Source organism: Alteromonas sp. DY56-G5 (assembly GCF_041414725.1).
In the GTDB taxonomy this organism is placed as follows: domain Bacteria; phylum Pseudomonadota; class Gammaproteobacteria; order Enterobacterales; family Alteromonadaceae; genus Alteromonas; species Alteromonas macleodii.
Genome location: NZ_JANHZQ010000022.1, coordinates 16175 through 36529, shown reverse-complemented (window position 1 = coordinate 36529; position 20355 = coordinate 16175). Strand labels below are relative to the sequence as shown.

Here is a 20355-nt window from a genome sequence, read left to right as displayed (position 1 = left end):
TTACACTCCCCACAATACGAATAGGCCAACAGCTACATAGCCGAATGCGATGATATTTAAGATATATTGTAGTCCTGCGCGCAGACCTGCTGATTTAACATAGTCTGTAAGCACCTGCCAAAGGCCGATGCGCACGTGGATCATCACTGCTACTAGTGCTGCCAATGTGAAAACTTTCATAGCCAGGCCAGAGAACAACCCTCGCCATTCGATAAACGTTAGGTTATCGGTGGTAATAAAGAACCACGCCATGAAAACCGAGTACGCGAAAATAATTGCTGCTGTAGCGCGAAGTGAAACGTAGTCTTGTACGCCGTCACGCTTAATGCTTGCTTGGTTGGTTACCATAATGCAACTCCCAATACTACGGTCAGTACAACCCAAAGTGCGATTACTGCTTTTGCACTTGTGTTACCTGACTCTAATTCTTCCCAGTGACCTAAATCCATAACAACGTGTCTTAGGCCGCCTAGAATGTGATATGTCAGCGCTGAAGCTGTGCCAATTGCGACAAATTTTCCAAAGAAACCGTCCATGATTGCTTGTACATCCGCGAAACCTTCAGGCGAATGAACAGAAACTGCCCATGCCCAGATAACAAAAAGTAGCGCGAAGAACATTGCAACACCGGTTACACGGTGGAGAATTGACGAAATAGCAGAGGGCGGAAATTTAATAGTATTGAGTTCTAAATTTACTGGTCTTTGCTTTTTCACAATGTATGCCTGTTTAATCCGTAGGGGATAATGAATTTCTTACCTTTATTATGTCCTGAGTAAGTGAATTCGATTTTTAACCTGTTAATTGCCTCATCCATTGAGTTGTTAACAATTTGTGAATTATTCTTTAATGCCTGTAACAGAATAATTATTCCATTTCCAAAGCACCGCTGAGTATATCCAGCGTAGTATATAATTACAATTTTTTGTGCCGTAGTAAGACTTTAGTCGCTATATACACTTTTATGATAATTATTTTGAATAAAAAGAGATCAAAATTGAGCGCAACACGTTTAAACGAGCGCAATTACAGTGTTAAGAAGTTTACCAGCAGCTAAATGGAATAACTATGCATAACAACGAGAAATTAAGCACTTTTAATCTGTATGCGTATTTATTCCTCATCAAAAGGTTACTTTTTAAACTAACCTGTTAATATATTTATCGTTCGGTGGTTTACCTTTATCGAAAAGCCATTGATAATTGCACCGTATCGGGCAAAGTGAAATCCCAACGAGTTAATTAATCGTTATCTGATTGCTAATATTTTTTTAAGCAATTCGGAATATTTATTGTGCAAATATGCAATTAAATTGACTTGTTGGTGCATAATAAAGTACAAATACGCCCACTTTTCCCAACGAAGCGGATATTTTCGTCCGTTTTCGCTGCAAACAGAACCATTCTGAGGAGAGCATTTTATGGCAGATCAGAAAGCCATTCTTAAAGCCGGCGGTAAGGAAATCGAGCTTCCTATCTTGTCTGGCACCGAAGGACAAGATGTAATCGATGTCCGTACGTTAGGCCAGCACGGTTATTTCACGTACGACCCAGGTTTTATGGCGACAGGATCTTGCGAGTCTTCAATTACCTACATTGATGGCGCTCAAGGTGTATTATTACACCGCGGTTTCCCTATCGAAGAACTAGCGCGTGACGCAGACTACTTAGAAGTTTGTCACATGCTTCTTCACGGTGATGCACCAACAAAAGAACAGTACGAAGAGTTTAAAGAGACAATTACTCGTCACACCATGGTACATGAACAAATTAACATGTTCTTCCATGGTTTCCGCAACGACGCCCACCCTATGGCAATGCTATGTGGTACCGTTGGCGCGATGTCTTCGTTCTACCACAGCGATTTAGACGTTTCTAATGAAGAACAGCGCATTCGCAGCGCACACCGTCTAATTGCTAAAATGCCTACTCTTGTTGCTATGTGCTACAAGTACAATGTAGGTCAGCCGTTTGTTTATCCACGAAACGACTTAAGCTATGCAGCTAACTTCCTGAACATGATGTTCTCTGTACCAGCAGAAGAATATCAAATCAGCCCAGCTGTTGAGCGTGCGATGGACCGTATCTTTACGCTTCACGCAGACCACGAACAGAATGCTTCAACGTCTACCGTTCGTCTTGCCGGTTCTTCTGGTGCGAACCCATATGCATGTATTTCTGCTGGTGTTGCTTCACTTTGGGGTCCTGCTCATGGTGGTGCAAACGAAGCATGTCTGAACATGCTAGAAGAAATTGGCACTGTTGATCGTATTCCTGAGTTTATTGCACGCGCTAAAGACAAGAATGACCCATTCCGTCTTATGGGCTTCGGTCACCGTGTTTATAAGAACCACGATCCACGTGCAACAGTAATGCGTGAAAGCTGTCACGAAGTATTAAGCGAGCTTAACGTAAAAGATCCACTACTAGAAGTAGCGATGGAGCTAGAAAAGATTGCGTTGAGTGACCCGTACTTCGCAGAGAAGAAACTGTTCCCGAACGTAGACTTCTATTCTGGTATCGTACTTAAAGCGATTGGTATTCCAACGAACATGTTTACGTGTATTTTTGCCCTGTCTCGTACAGTAGGTTGGATTTCACACTGGCATGAAATGATGAGCGATCCTAAACAAAAAATTGGTCGTCCTCGTCAGCTTTACACTGGTCATAACCAGCGTAAGTACACGCCAATTAAGTAGTAAATTAGTAAATACTGAACTAAGTATTACGCTTAATAGTAAAAATAGCGCCTTTAAGGCGCTATTTTTGTTTATACAAGATTACTTCAAGGAACAACAATGCCCTATTCAGCGGTTTTTCTAGGTATTGCCGGTCTCATTCCTTTTGTGGCTATGCCACTGGCTTATCAGCTTAACCTGTTATCGCTTACACAAAGCGCCGTTTACTTTGTCCAATACTCAGCCGTGCTATTGTCTTTCTTTGGTGGTATCCATTGGTGGGACGCAATAAGTAATCAACGTTACGACAAGCAAATGCTAGCCGCTATGTTGCCGACCATAATTGGGTGGTTGTGTTTAGTGTTCTCTCACGACGTGAAGGTGTTTGGCGTTTTATCGCTAAGCTACGTCGCCGTACTTATTTACGACAAGTTTATCCTTAGTCTTCCTAAAGAGCAGATTGTAAGTTACATAAGCTTGCGGATGGGATTAACAAGTGTTGTTGTTATCTGTCACGCCTGGATGATTTACTTGCTTGTCTAACGTTGTTACTAACAACTTAGCGTTAAAGGCATGACATTAGTTAATTGCAATAAAAGTAATAGAGGCAAAAGCCTGCAGTGATTAAGCGAGTGTCTAACTCAACCAGTTTGGTTACGCATAACCTTCGTAAGCAATTGATAAAAAAAGATTTAACAGGTATAAATCTCGAAAACAAAAAAGGCGATAATATCGCTATATTATCGCCTTCGTTTGTTACTTATCTAGGGCCTGTTGACCTTTGTTGTACATTTTTGCAGCGGTCTGTGTGCCATCTAGACAAGGCGGATGTTTGACGGTTTAGTGGTTCTAAATCGAAAACATTCAACGCAGTATAGATGGCACAAAGGCGCTGCCCGAAGGGGTCGTTATGGAAGCCTTTTACTCTTTGTCACAGTCCTTTAACTTAGCCCGCTAGGCTTGCAGGACTGTTTCGCGATTAAAAGGCTTCCATTTAGACCAAAATTCGTACACCAAAGGTCAACAGGCCCTAGCGTTATTAACGAAAAGTACCGTGGTTATTCAGCGCGAATAAGCGAAAGTAGCTCTTCGGTTTTTTGTTCCATCAACGCAATGTCGCCTTTACTTTCAACGTTTAAACGAATAACTGGCTCAGTATTCGATTTACGTAAGTTAAAGCGCCAAGTACCAAACTCCAGACCCAAACCATCGGTAGTATCGATTACGCTGGCTAGTGGCTGATATTTACTTGTAACGCGTTCCAGTGCTGCGTCAGCATCTTTTAGTTTACTGTTAATTTCACCAGAAGATGGAAACGCTTCAATTCGCGCTTTTACCATACTCGCCAGTGTTTGCTTTTTCACACACACCAATTCGGCAATTAACAACCAAGGGATCATGCCTGAATCACAGTAGGCAAAATCTCTAAAGTAATGGTGCGCACTCATTTCACCGCCATAGACCGCATCTTCTTTGCGCATACGCTCCTTAATAAACGCATGGCCGGTTTTCGACTTAATAGGTGTACCACCTGCATTCGCTACGATATCTTCTGTATTCCAGTATACGCGAGGGTCATAAATGATTTTACTGTCGGTGTTTTTCTCGATAAAGGCTTCAGCAAGCAAACCAACGATATAATATCCTTCAATAAATTCACCATCAGCGTCAAACAAGAAGCAACGGTCGAAATCACCATCCCATGCAATGCCAAAATCAGCCCCCGACGCTTTAACAGCGTCAGCCGTGTCAGCACGGTTTTCAGGTAACAATGGATTGGGGATGCCGTTTGGAAATGTACCATCAGCATTGTGATGTACTTTCACAAACTCTATCGGAACACCCTGCACTTTCATTTCTTTTTCAATAGCGTCTAGCGCGGGGCCTGCGGCACCATTACCTGCATTAACCACCACTTTTAACGGCGTAAAATTGCTCAAATTAACGTAAGAAAGCATGTGAGAAACATAGTCAGACATACACGATTTAACCGCATATTTATCGGTTTCAGAAAGCTTGTCTTCTTTTACATGGGCCGTACCGTTAAAAAACGCATCAGCATCAATCAACGCACCCTCAGTGTAGTGTGCTAATCGCTCTGACACGAAGCTATCTTCTAGTGCTTCCGCTTTCTCTTTTATCGCGTTTAGGCCTGTGTCGCCACTAATTGGAACAGAGCCTGACTTCACCAGTTTCATACCGTTGTAATTAATGGGGTTATGACTTGCCGTTACTTCAATACCACCATCTACGCCAAGGTGTTTGGTAGCGAAGTAAATTTCTTCTGTTCCTGCCATGCCAATATCGGTCACTGTTGCACCAGCATCGATTAGACCCGCGCTTAACGCTAGTTTTAATGGTGTTGACGTAAGACGCACATCACTACCAACAACAACAGTTTTCGCATTTAATTCTTGCGCAAAAGCATAGCCAATTCGATACGCTACATCTTCAGTCAGTTGCGAGTTCAATTCGCCACGAATATCGTACGCTTTAAAGCAGGTAATTGGGGTTGCCATCTGGATCGAAATTCCCTGTGTTTTAACTATTTATGGTTACATTATCGCTTTTTACAACAAAAAAGCGCATACGCCCCTTTGTTATTGTCGTAAAAGAGATTAGACATACTGATATTAAATCATTAGAGGGAGTGAATTACTAATTCAATTTAAACAGCGCAACGTTTTGCTCACGCTGTTTTCAATCGATGAGTTTAAAGCGCGAGTTCGAAGTAGATACTGTTATGGAAAGCGCCTTGATGACGATACTTTCGGCGAAAGCACAGCTTTGGACTAAAACCATTCTTGATAAGGACTTTTTCAGAAGCGGCATTGTTGTCCATGACCTCTGCAGTGAGCAATTTTATGCCCATGCTTTTGGCCTCCTCAATTAAAAATGAGACGCAGTGAGAAGCAATGCCTTTTCCACACTCCTTCTCTGCAACTCGATAGCCGATTTCCGCCTTGTCGCCTGCTCTATTTTTGATGTTAGCACGCGCTACAATCTGGTTATTTCGTTGCTCATCAACAAGCACATAACCCCAAGCTCTTTCCTGCTGTTGTAAGTAAAGCAATTCGCTAATGTGGTAGCCAACGCCATCCAATGAATAGAACGCTGCCTCTCTTGGTGCTATAGACAATTCGAAATAGGCTTTGTTACTTCGCTCAAATTCTAAAAGTGATAGCACGTGTTTTTCGGCGACGCTTTCAAAATGCATTGGCAGTGCTACTCCTTGCTGTACCTAATGAAGAGGTATTGATTAAAAGCCCAGTCTAATAACAGTCCACATAGATAATTACCCATCGTCGAATCAAAACAGGCAAACCTTGTATCTACTTTGCTAATGAACCGCTTTGGTAATCGTTAAATGCCTGAACAATTTCCTGCTGAGTGTTCATTACAAAAGGCCCATATTGGACCACAGGCTCTTCAATAGGTTTACCTGAGACCACTATAAACTTACAACCCGTATCAGCGGATACAGATAGCTGCTTGCCACTTTGTGACAAAACACCCAGCTCTCCCTGCGACACAATTGTTTCTTTGCTAAGGTCGCCGCTATTAATAACCACGATTCCCTCGTACACATAAATAAAGGCAGCTTCATCCGAACCCAGTGCAATTTCTGAACTCCCGCTTCGTAGTGCAACGTCTAAAAAAGTAGGAGCAACCGCCGTTGTATTCACAGGCCCTTTCACACCGTCAATTTCACCTGCTAACACTTTGATTACTGCATCTTGAATGTGTACTGTAGGCACACTATCTGGCTGTATGTCTTGATAGTTCGGCGCTGACATTTTCTCTACGGCCGGAAGATTCACCCACAGCTGAAAGCCTTGTAACAAGCCCTCCTCCTGCTCTGGCATTTCTTCATGTATTATGCCTCGGCCCGCATTCATCCATTGAATGCCACCAGCATCAATAACCCCCTCATTGCCTACAGAGTCTTTATGGCGCATTTTTCCTGCAAGCATATAAGTAACTGTCTGAAAACCACGGTGAGGATGTGGTGGAAAACCAGCAATGTATTCACCTGGATTATCTGAACCAAAAAAATCCAACATTAAAAAGGGATCGAGGCGAGGTAAATCAGGTTGGCCGATAATACGAGTAAGGGACACGCCCGCGCCATCACTTGTTGGCATACCTGTAACCACTTTCTCTATCGATTTTTGTTCACTCACTTCCACTGACATAATGTGTATCTACCTTAAATCTTAACCTTCACTATCTTTTACGAACTTCACGTTTAGCTTTTTGTATTTCCATCCTTTTGTGTGCTTTAGCGTTCTATTTTATCGCGACCGTGAGGCGACATAAGATCTTGCTCTGGCCCAACGGGGATTACCTGGGTTGGATTTATCATAGTATGACTGTAGTAATAGTGCCTTTTGATATGGTCGAAGTTTACCGTTTCACCAACGCCCGGAACTTGATAAAGTTCTTTCATATAGCCGTAGATGTTTGGATAGTCTGCGATTTGCTTTTTATTGCATTTAAAATGCCCGTGATACACAGCGTCGAAGCGTATCAGCGTGGTAAATAAGCGCCAGTCTGCTTCTGTTATTTTGCTGCCAACCAAATAACGTTGTTTACTCAACCTTTCTTCAACCCTATCTAGGGCGCAGAACAATGCAGTTACTGCCTCTTCATAGGCCTCTTGCGTTGTAGCAAATCCAGCTTTGTATACGCCATTATTTATGTCGTGATACACCATATTGTTGATGGCATCAATTTCTTCACGTTGGGCGTTAGGATAATAATCGTCTTCATTATCAGTCAGTGAATTAAACCCACTGTTAAAAATACGGATAATTTCAGCTGATTCATTATTAACGATAGTTTCTGTTCGTTTGTCCCAAAGGATTGGAACAGTGACACGGGTGGTAATCTCAGGTTCTGCCTTAGTATAAATTTGATGCGCATAATCGAAGTTATAAAGCTTATCCCCCGTTGATCCTGGGTAATCTTTAAACTCCCAGCCTTGATCAAGCATCTCAGGGTGTACCACCGAAACATCAATATGCGCCTCCAATCCCTTTAACTTTCTAAATATGAGCGCTCTGTGGGCCCAAGGACAAGCTAACGAGACATAAAGATGATAGCGATCAGATTCAGCGGGAAACGTGGAACCACCTTCGTTACTGACTTTGTCACGAAATTTAGATGCTTGGCGCTCAAATTTCCCACCATTTTTGTTGGTGTCGTACCACTTGTCTTGCCATTTTCCATCAACGAGTAAGCCCATATGCCTGCCCCTTTTTATTACTTCATTAAACAATGAATTCATTTAAACATGTATTGGGTAGAACGTATGTCGCTTAAAATCGGATTTATTATTCGAAAAAACTGGAGTGTATTGATCTTTAGTGTTCACTTTTGAGATGATGCGCGCCCTGCTAGCGTGTTTGCACGTTTTTGTGAAAACACACGCCTTTGAGTTAGTTTATTTTTAAGTGAAGTGAAACATGTCTGATGATCCACGTTTAGGCGGTATTGTGCGTTTATATGGCGCACAGCAAACTAATAATTTAGCCAACAGTCATGTGGCTGTAGTCGGCATTGGCGGTGTGGGAAGTTGGACTGCAGAAGCACTAGCTCGTTCGGGCATCGGTACTATAACCCTTATTGATTTAGACGATGTTTGCGTAACTAATACAAATCGCCAAATTCACGCGCTTTCCAATACCATAGGAGAAGCAAAGGTCGACGCCATTGCATCGAGAATTCACTTGATAAATCCTGCTTGCAAAGTGAACTGTATTGAGGATTTTGTCACCCCAGACAATACGGCCACACTTTTAACCAAAGAAATGCACGCTGTGGTCGATGCCACTGACAGTATTCGCGCTAAAGCGGCGATGATAGCTCACTGTAAACGTAATAAAATTCCCATTGTTACGGTTGGCGGTGCGGGCGGTCAAATAGACCCAACTCAAGTCACTAAAGGCGATTTAGCTAAAACAACACAAGACCCCCTAGCAGCTAAGCTACGCAGTGAGCTTAGACGTAACTATAATTTTAGTAAAAACCCAAAACGCCGCTTTGGCGTTGAGTGTATCTATTCAACAGAGCAATTGCGCTATCCACAACCTGACGGCTCGGTTTGTTATAACAAATCTGCAATGGAAGGTGGTACTCGACTAGACTGTGCAGGCGGCTTTGGTGCTGTGGTCACGGTAACCGCCACCTTTGGTATGTTTGCCGCTGCAAGTGTAATAAATAGATTAACTGGACAAAAATAGACTTTGGCCGATAACTTGCGCACAATAGTCAAAAACCTATAACACCTTGTCTTAACGACTTTTTAAGCGTTAGCTTGTTATACCAAAAGTATCGGTGAGAAGGAGAACAACATGTCACCTGATGAACTCAATAAATTAATGGCAGATTGCGCAAAGGACGCTGTGGTAACAGCAGCTGATGAGTTCGATATTGTACTCGACCACTCACCCGCTAGCGTAGCACTGGTGGACGACATTTTACTTAGTTTCGTAGATAAATATCACGATTTAGCGTTAGAAGATGAAGCAGTGTTCACCATCTGTAATATTTTTGGCGCTTATGTTGGAGAAATTTTAAAAGCGCAGCTAGATGGTGAATGGATTTACGATCAGTCAAATCCTAAAGCACCTGCCGTTTTTCTTCAGGTTGGTGAAAATACCTATGCCTTAGCGGGTATTTGCTATGAACGTCTGGTTAACGACAGTCAAATCAGCGTATTTGCCTACTATGAACAGGCGTTGGGGAACCACTTACGCAGCCACTAGCGTTCTCACAGATTTTGCACTCAGTTTAACGTCTGTTCAATTGAGTGCATTAAATCTATTTCCAATAAAGATGTTTTTGGAGAATGAGGTTCAGGGGTTAGGTGTTTCCCAATCCTCTACCATCCACTTTAAATGACGACTTTTTGAAATTGCGTACAAGGCTATACTGTAAAAAACGATTTTTACACCCGTAATAGTTTCAAACCCCCAGTGATGATGCATAGCGTAGTAAAGCTGAACACTCAACAATGCCAACACCCCCAATTGAGCCAGCGGAATAACCCATCGGCGCCATGCTAAAAAGCCTTTTTTCCATAAGCGATCTCGTTGGCTAACCAAAGATAACGCAATTAACACAGGTAAACTTGCCGCTAACCCCAACCCTAACGTTTCTTTTTGTGGGTAAAAGAACGTAAGTAGCTCACTAGTTTGAGTGCGGGAAGCCAGAGAAAAGACGAACGCTAGCCAGTCAATGCATAGAAGTATAAACACGCTGTAAAGCCAACGGGGAGGTAGAATTCGCCCTGACTCATCATAAAAAGTTAGCGGTAATTTAAGCATGCATTCACTTCTATTTTATTAATTTGAACCCTAAAGCGCATTCAACTCTGATAATGTTTATTTTCAAGAAGTGATAAATGTGGGGGTGAGTAAGGTATTTTTAAACCTTGTTCGTGCCGCTTTTACAATGAAACCCGTGGCCGTTTAAACTTGTTTTCACATTTAGTGCCTAAATTACAGCTGTACTGTGAGAATGCGTCAATAATTTATATCTTGGTCGCTAATTATATATACTGCGTACAAGCGTGTTTTCCTGTATAATCCGCGGCCATTTTAAGCTCAGTCATTTTCCAGGTGATATTTTAGATGACAGTAGAAACGTTTAATCCAAACAAAGTAGTAAATAAAACCACCACGCTAGAAACGCCAGTGAAGGTATTAAGTGACAACAAACCTTCGCAACAAAGCAATGGCAGCAGAATTGGTTTTGTTAGCTTAGGTTGCCCTAAGAACTTAGTTGATTCAGAGCGTATTCTTACTCAACTTCGCACCGAAGGTTATGACGTAGTCCCTACCTACAACGATGCCGACTTGGTTATCGTTAACACCTGTGGATTCATTGACGCGGCGGTAGAAGAGTCATTAGACACCATAGGCGAAGCACTTAAAGAAAACGGCAAAGTTATCGTTACCGGGTGTTTAGGTGTTAAAGAAGACGAAATTAGAGAGCTTCATCCAAATGTACTGGCTATCACGGGGCCTCATGCCTACGAAGCGGTAGTTGAGCAAGTACACGATCATCTTCCAAAACCCCAGCACAATCCGTTTGAAGATCTGATCCCTGACCATGGTGTAAAACTAACGCCTCGTCATTATGCTTATTTAAAGATTTCAGAAGGCTGTAACCACCGTTGCACGTTCTGTATCATTCCTTCTATGCGTGGCGACCTTGTCAGTCGCCCAGTGGGTAACGTACTCGATGAAGCTAAGCGTTTGAAAGACGCTGGTGTTAAAGAGCTATTGGTCATTTCACAAGACACTAGCGCCTATGGTGTTGATGTTAAGCACAGAACGGGCTTTTGGAACGGCATGCCGGTTAAAGCACACATGCAGCAGTTGTGTGAAAAGCTGGGCGAAATGGGCATTTGGGTTCGATTACATTACGTGTACCCTTACCCGCATGTTGATGACCTAATTCCACTGATGAACGAAGGTAAGATCCTTCCTTACTTGGATATTCCGTTTCAACACGCCAACAAACGTATTCTCAAGTTAATGAAACGCCCAGGTAGCGCTGAACGCGTACTAGAGCGCGTTAAAAAGTGGCGCGAACAGTGCCCATCATTAGTCATTCGTTCGACATTCATCGTCGGCTTTCCGGGCGAAACGGAAGAAGAGTTTGAAGAGTTATTGGACTTCCTTCGCGAAGCGCAGCTTGATCGTGTTGGTGCATTCGCCTATTCCCCTGTTGAAGGTGCAAGAGCAAATGACCTCCCCGACCCAGTGCCAGAAGAAGTGAAACAAGCTCGCCTTGCACGGTTTATGGAAGTACAGGGCGAAATAAGCGCAGCGCGACTTCAAGCGAGAATCGGTAACGAATATCAAGTTGTTATCGACAGCGTTGATGCGGAAGGTGCCGTTGGCCGTACCTATGCAGACGCACCGGAAGTTGATGGTCTAGTTCATTTAAACGGCGTTTATGACGTAAAACCTGGCGATCGTGTATGGGCTGAAGTTATTCACGCTAACGAACACGACGTATGGGCAGTATTGTCTGAAGACCAAGACGAAGAAGACGAAGGCGCTGATCCCGCGCTGTAACTTTCGATTAACTGCAGTCTATACTCGAAAGTCATCTGTTCGTTATTTTTGTAACCCTATCGGCTAATTGCCAGTCGATAGGGTTTTATGTATAACAGACCCTATACACAATTAAACAAGTAAAACTATCAACGCCATCTTCTGTGGTACGTGAATAAAATATGGCAATGTTACCCTACTCCAAACTGAAACACTGTTCCCGCCACATCTTGTCGTTTGGCATATTGCTCATTTTGACTTTTGTATTCAACCCTCGTGCACTTGCCAGTACAGAGTGTAAGACTTTACACACCGCGGGAGCACAACAGTGGTTTCCCTACGCATTTAACGAGTTTGAAGGAAGGTTGAAAGCTACGGGGATAGCATTTGACGTTCTAACCCTGCTAGCACGGGATTTAGGTGTCACACTAAAGATAGAAACCGGGCTACCTTGGAAACGAATAGAATCCAAACTCGACGCGGGCGAGCTTGATATTTTGGCGGGAAACTATTGGAACGAAGCTCGTAGTCGAAAATGGCTTATCACCGCACCGTTTGCAGCAGAAGAGGTTTACGTTGTGCTCTCTCCTTCACTTTCTCAAACGCGAGGTACCGACCTTTCGCTTAACGCACTCGCGCAATATATTGGTGTGATGCCTCGAGGAATAAGCTTAGGTGAAAAATTCGATAGCATTAAATCAAACTTGAATATTATCGAAGTTAAAGACCACGACAAAATGTATGAAATGATGCGTCGACATCGCGCTGACTACGCAGTTTCACCACAAAGCGCAGCACTAAGCCACTTGAACGACCCAGAAAATGACGGCATGCAAGTAAGCCAGTCACCTATATCTTCAAACAATGTACATTTTGCTATCTCCGCCAAATCAAAGTGCGCATCACTATTTCCAGAGTTTAACCAAGCCCTTAGCGCTCGTCTAAAAGACGGGTCTATTGAGCAAATAATCGATACGTATGATTTAACGCGCTAAAGCTAGGGCGCATTGGAATCATGTAGTTAAGAACACGTGTAGTTAAAGACACGTGCAGTTAAAGACAGGTGTAGTTTAAAAGTAAAAGAGCGCTTTTCGTAAGCGCTCTTTTGGTGTGATGCATTATTGATGGAGTTTGTGGCAAGCCAACATTAAACCTACCAAGGCAACTCATCACCATTTGAATGGATGAAACGACCTGCGTTAGATACATTTAGCTCATCTATGCGTTGTGACAAGCGTTCAGCACAGGTATCAGCATCTATATCTCCCGCTCCATTCACCATTTCTGTTTGAACGAATCCAGGATGGAAAATACCTACTGCAATTCCCTTTGGCTTCAAATCATTCGCCATTGAAACTCCCGCCGAGTTTAGTGCGGCTTTGGACATTCGGTAGCCATAGTAGCCGCCTGAACCATTGTCTGCCATTGAACCCATGCGACTGGTAATCATGGCAATTTTACCGTCTTTTGCCATTGCGGGTAATAGTGTTTGAGTAACTAACAATGGACCTAATGCATTAACCCTAAATTGATAATCGATGGTATTTGGATCCCAATCGTCAATACTCTCGCGTCCGAGCACTCCGGCATTATTAATGAGCAAATCGATGTTAACGTCCATTAAAGGTGCAAGCTTTTCAGCCAGCATTTCTGGTTGGGATACATCCACACCTTTGATGATTGTCACACCTGCACTGTTTAGCTCGTCGCAACTGTTTCGACAGGTGGCATAAACTTTCGCACCACGTGCTTTATATTGCTTGGTAAGCGCAAGGCCTATGCCTCTGTTGCCACCGGTAATAACTACGTTCATAACGGTTCCCTTGTTACTATGTGTATGCGTTTAAAAGGTTTCACTCACCTTTTACAAGAACTGGCTGTTTAGATAAGGCTTCTTGCTAATTTACTACACAGCGTCAGCCCTATTTCAGCACTCATTTCTTATTAACTTATAGTCTTTAAAAGACGTTCTAGATCTTCCGGGGTATCAATTCCAACTGGCGGTGGCGCTATCGCCACCTCACAGTGAATCTTATCGCCATACCATATGGCTCGAAGCTGTTCTAAGGATTCTATTTGCTCCAGAGAGCTAGGCGCATAGGCAACATATTGCTTAACGTATTCAGCACGATAGGCATAAATACCAATATGGCGTTTGTACAGTGACGTATTTGCAGATTGCGGGTTTGCCATCATGTGATCGCGTTCAAAAGGAATAGGAGAACGTGAAAAATAGATAGACTCACCCTTTTCGTTTACCAACACCTTAACGATATTCGGGTTAAACACATCCTCAACACGTTCAATAGGCGTAGATAACGTAGCCATCTGGCACTGTGGCGCATTGGCAAGATTATCTGCAACCTGCCTGATGTTTTCGGCGGGAATAAATGGCTCATCCCCCTGTACGTTAACCACAATAGTAGAACTCGCAATGCCTTCTTTTTCGATAACCTCGGCAATACGCTCTGTTCCAGATTGGTGGTTGACAGACGTCATGCATACTTGAGCAAAACCAAGCACAACGTTTTGAATACGTTCATCGTCCGTGGCAACGATGACGTTATCGGCTCCAGCTTCTTTAGCACGTTCAACCACATGTTGAATCATCGGCTTTCCGTCAATAAGCGCTAAGGGTTTGCCAGGAAACCGACTTGAGCCGTATCGAGCAGGGATCACAACTGTAAATGACATAACTTTATTTCGCCCTTATTTACCACTTAGTTTAACGTTTTATTACCGTGTTGCGTCTACATCGTCTAACGACAATGCAGTTGCTTTACTTTCGATAAGTACAGGGATGCCATCTTTAATATCAAAAGCCAATCTATCAAATCGACACACTAACTGGGTGCTATCATCACTCAGAACTAATTTTCCCTTACACACTGGGCAAGCCAAAACTTCTAAAAGCTTTTTATCAAAGGCCATTGTTATTATTCCTGTCCGTCTTGGTTGATCTTCAAACCTGCCTTGGCAAGTTTCACATTTACTAAATTAAAAAAGTCTGGCGCTAAATGCGCGGTAACAGGTAAAAACCAGCAGTCGTTATGAGCAAAAGGTGCAGCTTTAACGGCGTCTTTTTCTGTCATTAACACTCTGCCATTCGGTATGTCTGACCGAGTGATCGCATGGTGATCCGCCAGCGGTGTAGCCGAAGAAAGCTGAATACCCATTTCTTTAAGCTGAGAGAAAAAACGCTGAGGTGAACCTATTCCAGCAATTGCGCTGCACGGCACTTTTTGTATCTCTTCAAGGGGACTGGTTCTTACTCTGTTTGAAACAGAGGTGAAGTCCCCTGCTACTAAGGTCATTAAATATTGAGGCGCTACAGCATGGTTAAATGTCGGCATTGAACGGCTATTATGTACTAGCGCATCAACGGTACCAAGGCGCCATTGTCCTTCGCGAAGGGGCCCCATTGGCAGCAAATAACCACTGCCTACTTTTCTATCGTCCATCACCACAATTTCAACGTCGCGATGAAGCGCGTAATGTTGAAGGCCGTCATCACAAATAATTAAATCGCAGTGTAATTCGTCACTTAAGTACGCGGCTCCGCGCGCGCGGACTGGATCGATAACAACGTCGCACTGGCTTCTAATGGCCAGTAAACGAGGTTCGTCACCCACTTCAGACGCATCATCTTCTCCTTTCACTAATCGCGGGTATTTTGGTGATTTAGCACCATAGCCACGACTTAAAATACCGACCTTAATGCCCTGCTTCTGGTAATAATCGGCTAAAGCTAATACGACTGGCGTTTTGCCGTTGCCGCCCACTGATATGTTGCCAACGACAATAACGGGAGCATTAGCTTTAAATGCTTTTTTGAGTCCAATTTTAAAAAGTAACCGGCGAATTGCCGAAATAAAGTAGAACAGCAGCGCAAGTGGTAAGAGCAGCCACACTAAAGGATGGCCGAAGTACCATTTATCGTGTTTGGTTTTACTTTGTGATTGACTCACTTAGTCTCACCAAATTGCAACGCGTGCAGTTGCGCGTAGTGACCACCTTTTTCAAGCAATTCGTTGTGTTTACCTTTTTCAATAATGCGCCCCTGCTCCACTACCATAATGCAATCTGCGTTTTCGATGGTAGACAAGCGGTGCGCCACAACAATGCTGGTGCATCGTTTTTGCAGCGTTTCTAATGCGTCTTGGATCAAACGCTCAGATTCTGTATCAAGGGCAGATGTCGCTTCGTCAAGAATAAGTATGGGAGCATCAGCGAGTATCGCCCGCGCAATGGCAATACGCTGACGTTGACCACCCGAAAGCATTAAGCCGTTTTCACCAATAACCGTATCTAACCCTTCAGGTAAGTTCGATAAGAACTCTTCAACATGTGCCATCTTTGCCGCATTCTCGATGTCCTTACGTGATACGTTTTGGCGCGCACCGTAAGCAATATTGTTAGCTATAGTGTCATTAAAAAGCGTAACGTTTTGCGAGACCACGGCGAACTGCGCACGCAAATCTTTAAGATCTATGTCATTAAGCACAGTGTCATCTAAACGAATTTCACCCTGCTGAGGCACATAAAAACGAGTTAGTAACGACGAGATGGTCGATTTACCACTTCCCGAGCGCCCTACCAAAGCAATCGACTGCCCAGGGTTTGCGATAAAGTTCACATTAGATAACGCGGGCGTCTGTTTTCCTGGATAAGAGAACGTAACGTCGTCAAATTCAATTTTTCCAGTTGCGCGCTCTACTTTGGTTTTCCCTTTATCTTCTTCGTCTGCTTCATCAAGAATTTCAAAAATACTGGCGCAAGCTGCCATACCTTTTTGAAATTGGTTATTAATGGTAGTGAGCTGTTTAAGAGGTTTAAGCAGCATCACCATACAAAAGACCACATTAATAAATACGCCTGCAGTAAGCTTTTCAAGCATGCCTGGCGTGCTGGCAATAAACAGAACGACAGCAAGGGCAATTGACGCTATTACCTGTATTGAAGACACACTCAAAATAGAAGTGACATTCAACTTCATTGACTGTTGACGGTTGTGGTTGTTTTTCTGTTTAAAACGCTCTTGTTCTATTTCTTGACCACCAAACATGATCACAACTTTGTGACCTTTCACCGCTTGCTCTACCGACGACGTTAGGTTGCCCATTGATTGTTGAATGTTTTTACTTACAACGCGAAAACGCTTACTGACGATAGAAACAATCACCGCCACAATGGGGCCAATTAAAAGAAATATGAGCGAAAGCTGCCATGAGTAATAGAACATGACACACAGCAAACCGATGACCAGTGCGCCTTCCCTCACCAATGTTAGTAGCGCCTTACCAGATGCATTAGCCACTTGCTCTGTGTCGTAGGTGACTTTACTGATAAGCCCGCCAACCGCATGATTATCGTGAAATGCCACTGGAAGATGAATGTATTTTTCAAACAACTGCTGGCGCATGCGCATTACCACCTGAGCACCAATCCAGCTTAGCGTGTAACTACCTAAAAAGTTGAAAACACCCCGTAACAAAAAGAGCGGCACAATCGCATATGCGGCTAGACGTAGATAGTCATGGTCGTTTTTCCCCAGTGATTCGTCAATCATTGGCTGAAGCTGGGAAAATACGAAGGTATCTACCGCGGAATAACCAATCATACCAATGATGGCAAAAACGAAAGGCACTTTATACGCTTTAAGGTACTGTAAAAAGCGCTTAATTTGATAATCCGAGTTGTCGGCTTGTTGCATGTAGTTTTTTTAACCTGTTTGAAACGTTAACAAAAACGCGTTGAAAGTATTGTACTCGTTCTCGCTCTAATTCACTAATATAGCGGCAAAATTGGTTAGTCTGCCAACTAAGTGAATAATGTGTGGCCACTTCATACCTATTTAAAGGTATTCGTGTACATCTTCGTTTCGTCACAAGCTAAAATTTTTGGCATTTGGCGATATTACTTAGTCTCTGAGGTGTCGCGGTGCAATGCCTGGTAAATACCAGCGTTTATTCAACGTTCCACGTTGGGAATCTATATGAAAAGAATTCTTATCGAAGGTTGCGCTTATATATCCGTGATAGCTTGTTAAATATTGCGTTACGCCCAAACGCTCGTAACGTTTAGCCACAACATACGCAGGAAACTGCCATCGATTCTCATAACCTTGCGTAAAGATCACAGCTTTTGGTGCAACGTGTTCTATAAAAACATTAGTAGAAGATGTTTTGCTTCCGTGATGCGGCGCAATAAGAATGTCGGCACTTAGAATTGTAGAACTCGCTAAAGTATCCATTGAAGCCCCCTCTGAAAAACCATCCATGATTTCACGGGTTATCAACGCGTACTCACTTGTTTTCTCAATGTCACCAGGAATTAACACGCTACCAGCGTCGCTTGTTATTTTAACCACACACGACATGGCATTGTTGTCTTCTTTGTTGCCATTTGGCGGCCATAGAAAATTGATTGTTAAGTTCTGCCAGCGTATACGCTTTCCTCGCTCACAACCTAATGTTGGCGTGTAGAAAGTGGCTTTTTTAGCTAAGGCGTGTTGTCCAATGGCTAATGCCCCACCTGCATGATCGTTGTCACTATGCGTATGAACTACAACATCTATATTCGAAATATGCTTACTTTCTAAAAAAGGTAACAGGTGTCTCGTTGCAGTATGAGCATTGCCATTAAACTGAGCGCCAGAATCAATAATCATAGCCCGACCTCCCGCAGTCACTGCAATAGCACTGGCCTGGCCCGCATCAAATACATGCAGCGCCCATGCCGATTCATTGGTAGGTAACCACTTTTGAAAAATGCTTAGCGATGGGAGCAAGAGAAGCGCTACGCAGATAGCTTTGTACCGCCATGTTGGCAAAAGAAAAATAAAAAAAGCGACAATTAGACAAAGTGCCGCACCACTACTTACGTAAAAACTGATAGCGCTCCCAGAAAACTGACTAAGAACGTTCAAAAGCGATAACAAATACCCTAAACACACATCACTGTAATGCATAAGCATGCCCGTAACTTGTTGTGCGAAAGGCAACTCAGCAAAATGAAGGACTAACAACGAAATTAAACAAATAGGTAAAAGTAACGATATGATGGGCAAGGCGATTAAGTTGGTAACAACTGCAACAAAACTGGCGCTACCAAACCATATTAGGGTTAGGGGAATCATGATTACGGTAAGCGCTATTTGTAGTTTAAACAAAGACACATACCATGGTGCTCGCTGTAGCCCCCAAACAACAACTAAAAACCAAATGCACAGTACAGCCCCTATGCTCAAGTAAAAGCTAGCCCTTAATATAGAGAGAGGAAACAGCAACAAGCTCAAAGTAAGCATTGTGAGCCCAACATTTACTGGCCGCCATGCATGTCGAGAAAGAGACAGCACGCTCCCCATAGTTACCAGTATCAGCGCACGCACAACCGGCAATGCGCTTCCACTAAGCAACGCGTAACAAAAACAAGCAGCGACAAGCACACAAAGCACAGAGGCTCTAATTGGCGCGCTGGTTTCAAACATCTTACTTATTTGCAGCTCTCTGTTCTTTCGACCTGTTGCCGGATAGTTGATGGAGGCTGAACGTACTAACCAATATTTCGCTCTGCCTAATAGGCTAGTAACATGCGTGAGTAAAAATATAACTGGGTTAAAAAACAACAAGCAGACCCCAGCGATAAGTGATAGATGCATGCCTGATATACTAAATATGTGCCCAGTGCCGGTGCGTTGTAACAGCGTCCAATCACCCAACGTAAAGCCCGTTTTATCCCCTAGCAGCAATGCGCGCCACCATTTTTCATGAACAAGGTCTAGCTTCTGCAATGTTGTAGCAAGTCCATAACGCACTGAGTGATTATGTTTTGTTTTATTTTGCTCTATTGACTTAATATAGCCAGTTGCATGAATAAATTGGCTAACCAACTGCTGTTGTCGGCTAGCTCCAACAGGATTAGCCGTACCGTATGCAGGTTTAAGTTTTACAATTGCGGTGAAGGTATCGCCGTTGTGCAAACAATTTAATTTCACCTGAGACGGAGAAACTGATTGAGGCCGCACGCCTATAGTTCCCTGTTGAGCATATGCGATTTTCTTGTTAGCTAAGCCTTCGCTTTTTCGATCATTTGGGAATTCATAACGTTGGTGAGTAAGACGAGCTTTGAAATTAAACGTGCTAGTTAAAACACGCTTAGGCAAGGGGGAAAGTATACCCTTGTCTAGAAATGTCGCGGTGCTTTCACGGTTGACAGACTCAATAGCGACAACATAGTGATAAGTTGCTTCCAGCACCCTAGCTGTGCCGAAGACACATCCCCCCGACACAACTCGACCTGAAATTGTGACATCTTGTTGAATTTTCCCTTGGGGCAGTTGCCAAGCGTAGTAAAAATGCCCTACACTCGCCACCCAAAGTACTCCAGACAGCAGCCCGCTCACTGCCCAACATAGCAGCACCTCTGGAAATGCATGATGTTCAGCGGGTTTTGTCGTCGAAATGAATATAATGATAGTCACAGATATTATTAAAATGGCAATCATCAATGCCATGCTGTGAGTACTTGGAAGTTTTTGCCAGAAAACTGCACTTATTGCGCTAGCGCAAAAACAGCTTAAGCAAATTGTGATACGATTGACCATGT

Annotated in this window: 19 protein-coding genes; 6 read left to right on the top strand and 13 right to left on the bottom strand. The window is 43.3% G+C overall.

The features are described 5' to 3' along the window. Together sdhD and sdhC are read right to left on the bottom strand one after the other, a co-directional pair. Window positions 1–348, bottom strand: a complete 348-nt coding sequence (sdhD, locus tag NO989_RS12125; RefSeq protein WP_014949446.1) for a succinate dehydrogenase, hydrophobic membrane anchor protein — start codon at window positions 346–348, stop codon at window positions 1–3. Beyond that, entirely contained in the window at window positions 342–716 is a 375-nt protein-coding gene (sdhC, locus tag NO989_RS12120) for a succinate dehydrogenase, cytochrome b556 subunit (RefSeq protein WP_014949445.1), read from the bottom strand. Before sdhC ends, sdhD begins: the two co-directional genes overlap by 7 nt. A 704-nt stretch (window positions 717–1420) precedes the next feature. On the opposite strand from sdhC, the gene NO989_RS12115 reads away from it, so the two are divergent. Next, window positions 1421–2698, top strand: a complete 1278-nt coding sequence (locus tag NO989_RS12115; protein ID WP_014949444.1) for a citrate synthase — start codon at window positions 1421–1423, stop codon at window positions 2696–2698. 99 nt (window positions 2699–2797) lie between these two features. Continuing rightward, window positions 2798–3220, top strand: a complete 423-nt coding sequence (locus tag NO989_RS12110; RefSeq protein ID WP_371342647.1) for a DUF3429 domain-containing protein — start codon at window positions 2798–2800, stop codon at window positions 3218–3220. A 515-nt stretch (window positions 3221–3735) separates the two neighbouring features. Here NO989_RS12110 and NO989_RS12105 read toward each other — a convergent pair. The 4 genes from NO989_RS12105 to NO989_RS12090 form a co-directional block, all read right to left on the bottom strand. After that, window positions 3736–5196: a phosphomannomutase CpsG gene (locus NO989_RS12105; protein WP_110289625.1), complete on the bottom strand. Its 1461-nt coding sequence runs from the start codon at window positions 5194–5196 to the stop codon at window positions 3736–3738. Between the two features lie 194 nt (window positions 5197–5390). Beyond that, the gene (locus NO989_RS12100) at window positions 5391–5894 is read right to left on the bottom strand and encodes a GNAT family N-acetyltransferase (RefSeq protein ID WP_371342646.1); all 504 of its coding nucleotides are present in this window, start codon (window positions 5892–5894) and stop codon (window positions 5391–5393) included. A gap of 115 nt (window positions 5895–6009) precedes the next feature. Then, on the bottom strand, window positions 6010–6873 hold the full coding sequence (locus NO989_RS12095; protein ID WP_371342645.1) for a pirin family protein: 864 nt from the start codon (window positions 6871–6873) through the stop codon (window positions 6010–6012). A gap of 86 nt (window positions 6874–6959) precedes the next feature. Continuing rightward, complete coding sequence (locus tag NO989_RS12090) at window positions 6960–7925, bottom strand: glutathione S-transferase family protein (RefSeq protein ID WP_371342643.1); 966 nt, start codon at window positions 7923–7925, stop codon at window positions 6960–6962. 220 nt (window positions 7926–8145) lie between these two features. Here NO989_RS12090 and tcdA point away from each other — a divergent pair, with 220 nt between their 5' ends. Both tcdA and NO989_RS12080 read left to right on the top strand, forming a co-directional pair. Next, on the top strand, window positions 8146–8922 hold the full coding sequence (gene tcdA, locus NO989_RS12085) for a tRNA cyclic N6-threonylcarbamoyladenosine(37) synthase TcdA (protein WP_014979275.1): 777 nt from the start codon (window positions 8146–8148) through the stop codon (window positions 8920–8922). A gap of 111 nt (window positions 8923–9033) precedes the next feature. Continuing rightward, the gene (locus NO989_RS12080; RefSeq protein ID WP_014949436.1) at window positions 9034–9447 is read left to right on the top strand and encodes a hypothetical protein; all 414 of its coding nucleotides are present in this window, start codon (window positions 9034–9036) and stop codon (window positions 9445–9447) included. 90 nt (window positions 9448–9537) lie between these two features. Here NO989_RS12080 and NO989_RS12075 read toward each other — a convergent pair whose 3' ends face one another. Beyond that, window positions 9538–10008, bottom strand: coding sequence for a DUF2919 family protein (locus NO989_RS12075; protein ID WP_014976532.1), 471 nt, complete (start codon window positions 10006–10008; stop codon window positions 9538–9540). Window positions 10009–10314: 306 nt separating this feature from the next. On the opposite strand from NO989_RS12075, the gene rimO reads away from it, so the two are divergent. Beyond that, window positions 10315–11769: a 30S ribosomal protein S12 methylthiotransferase RimO gene (gene rimO / locus NO989_RS12070; RefSeq protein WP_371342640.1), complete on the top strand. Its 1455-nt coding sequence runs from the start codon at window positions 10315–10317 to the stop codon at window positions 11767–11769. A 161-nt stretch (window positions 11770–11930) separates the two neighbouring features. Next, a complete protein-coding gene (locus NO989_RS12065) occupies window positions 11931–12743 on the top strand; it encodes a substrate-binding periplasmic protein (RefSeq protein WP_371342638.1) in 813 nt (270 codons plus the stop codon). A 158-nt stretch (window positions 12744–12901) separates the two neighbouring features. Here NO989_RS12065 and NO989_RS12060 read toward each other — a convergent pair whose 3' ends face one another. The 6 genes from NO989_RS12060 to NO989_RS12035 form a co-directional block, all read right to left on the bottom strand. After that, entirely contained in the window at window positions 12902–13561 is a 660-nt protein-coding gene (locus NO989_RS12060; protein ID WP_371342637.1) for an SDR family oxidoreductase, read from the bottom strand. A gap of 131 nt (window positions 13562–13692) precedes the next feature. Further along, the gene (gene kdsB, locus NO989_RS12055) at window positions 13693–14442 is read right to left on the bottom strand and encodes a 3-deoxy-manno-octulosonate cytidylyltransferase (RefSeq protein ID WP_014976528.1); all 750 of its coding nucleotides are present in this window, start codon (window positions 14440–14442) and stop codon (window positions 13693–13695) included. A gap of 42 nt (window positions 14443–14484) precedes the next feature. Further along, complete coding sequence (locus tag NO989_RS12050) at window positions 14485–14679, bottom strand: Trm112 family protein (RefSeq protein WP_014949430.1); 195 nt, start codon at window positions 14677–14679, stop codon at window positions 14485–14487. 5 nt (window positions 14680–14684) lie between these two features. Then, window positions 14685–15716 carry a tetraacyldisaccharide 4'-kinase gene (gene lpxK / locus NO989_RS12045; protein ID WP_371342635.1) on the bottom strand — a complete coding sequence of 344 codons (1032 nt, stop codon included), beginning with the start codon at window positions 15714–15716 and terminating at the stop codon, window positions 14685–14687. Continuing rightward, window positions 15713–17461: a lipid A export permease/ATP-binding protein MsbA gene (gene msbA / locus NO989_RS12040; protein ID WP_371342634.1), complete on the bottom strand. Its 1749-nt coding sequence runs from the start codon at window positions 17459–17461 to the stop codon at window positions 15713–15715. Before msbA ends, lpxK begins: the two co-directional genes overlap by 4 nt. A gap of 207 nt (window positions 17462–17668) precedes the next feature. Further along, window positions 17669–20263, bottom strand: coding sequence for a DNA internalization-related competence protein ComEC/Rec2 (locus NO989_RS12035; RefSeq protein WP_371342657.1), 2595 nt, complete (start codon window positions 20261–20263; stop codon window positions 17669–17671). Window positions 20264–20355 lie beyond the last annotated feature (92 nt).

Excerpts from the sequence above, each read along its gene's own strand:
- NO989_RS12095 (WP_371342645.1), bottom strand. The coding sequence starts at position 6,873 with ATGTCAGTGGAAGTGAGTGAACAAAAATCGATAGAGAAAGTGGTTACA.
- NO989_RS12100 (WP_371342646.1), bottom strand. The coding sequence starts at position 5,894 with ATGCATTTTGAAAGCGTCGCCGAAAAACACGTGCTATCACTTTTAGAA.
- NO989_RS12105 (WP_110289625.1), bottom strand. The coding sequence starts at position 5,196 with ATGGCAACCCCAATTACCTGCTTTAAAGCGTACGATATTCGTGGCGAA.
- tcdA (WP_014979275.1), top strand. The coding sequence starts at position 8,146 with ATGTCTGATGATCCACGTTTAGGCGGTATTGTGCGTTTATATGGCGCA.
- msbA (WP_371342634.1), bottom strand. The coding sequence starts at position 17,461 with ATGCAACAAGCCGACAACTCGGATTATCAAATTAAGCGCTTTTTACAG.
- NO989_RS12050 (WP_014949430.1), bottom strand. The coding sequence starts at position 14,679 with ATGGCCTTTGATAAAAAGCTTTTAGAAGTTTTGGCTTGCCCAGTGTGT.
- rimO (WP_371342640.1), top strand. The coding sequence starts at position 10,315 with ATGACAGTAGAAACGTTTAATCCAAACAAAGTAGTAAATAAAACCACC.
- NO989_RS12065 (WP_371342638.1), top strand. The coding sequence starts at position 11,931 with ATGGCAATGTTACCCTACTCCAAACTGAAACACTGTTCCCGCCACATC.
- NO989_RS12110 (WP_371342647.1), top strand. The coding sequence starts at position 2,798 with ATGCCCTATTCAGCGGTTTTTCTAGGTATTGCCGGTCTCATTCCTTTT.
- NO989_RS12115 (WP_014949444.1), top strand. The coding sequence starts at position 1,421 with ATGGCAGATCAGAAAGCCATTCTTAAAGCCGGCGGTAAGGAAATCGAG.
- sdhD (WP_014949446.1), bottom strand. The coding sequence starts at position 348 with ATGGTAACCAACCAAGCAAGCATTAAGCGTGACGGCGTACAAGACTAC.
- NO989_RS12080 (WP_014949436.1), top strand. The coding sequence starts at position 9,034 with ATGTCACCTGATGAACTCAATAAATTAATGGCAGATTGCGCAAAGGAC.
- NO989_RS12060 (WP_371342637.1), bottom strand. The coding sequence starts at position 13,561 with ATGAACGTAGTTATTACCGGTGGCAACAGAGGCATAGGCCTTGCGCTT.
- NO989_RS12090 (WP_371342643.1), bottom strand. The coding sequence starts at position 7,925 with ATGGGCTTACTCGTTGATGGAAAATGGCAAGACAAGTGGTACGACACC.
- NO989_RS12075 (WP_014976532.1), bottom strand. The coding sequence starts at position 10,008 with ATGCTTAAATTACCGCTAACTTTTTATGATGAGTCAGGGCGAATTCTA.
- NO989_RS12035 (WP_371342657.1), bottom strand. The coding sequence starts at position 20,263 with ATGGCATTGATGATTGCCATTTTAATAATATCTGTGACTATCATTATA.
- kdsB (WP_014976528.1), bottom strand. The coding sequence starts at position 14,442 with ATGTCATTTACAGTTGTGATCCCTGCTCGATACGGCTCAAGTCGGTTT.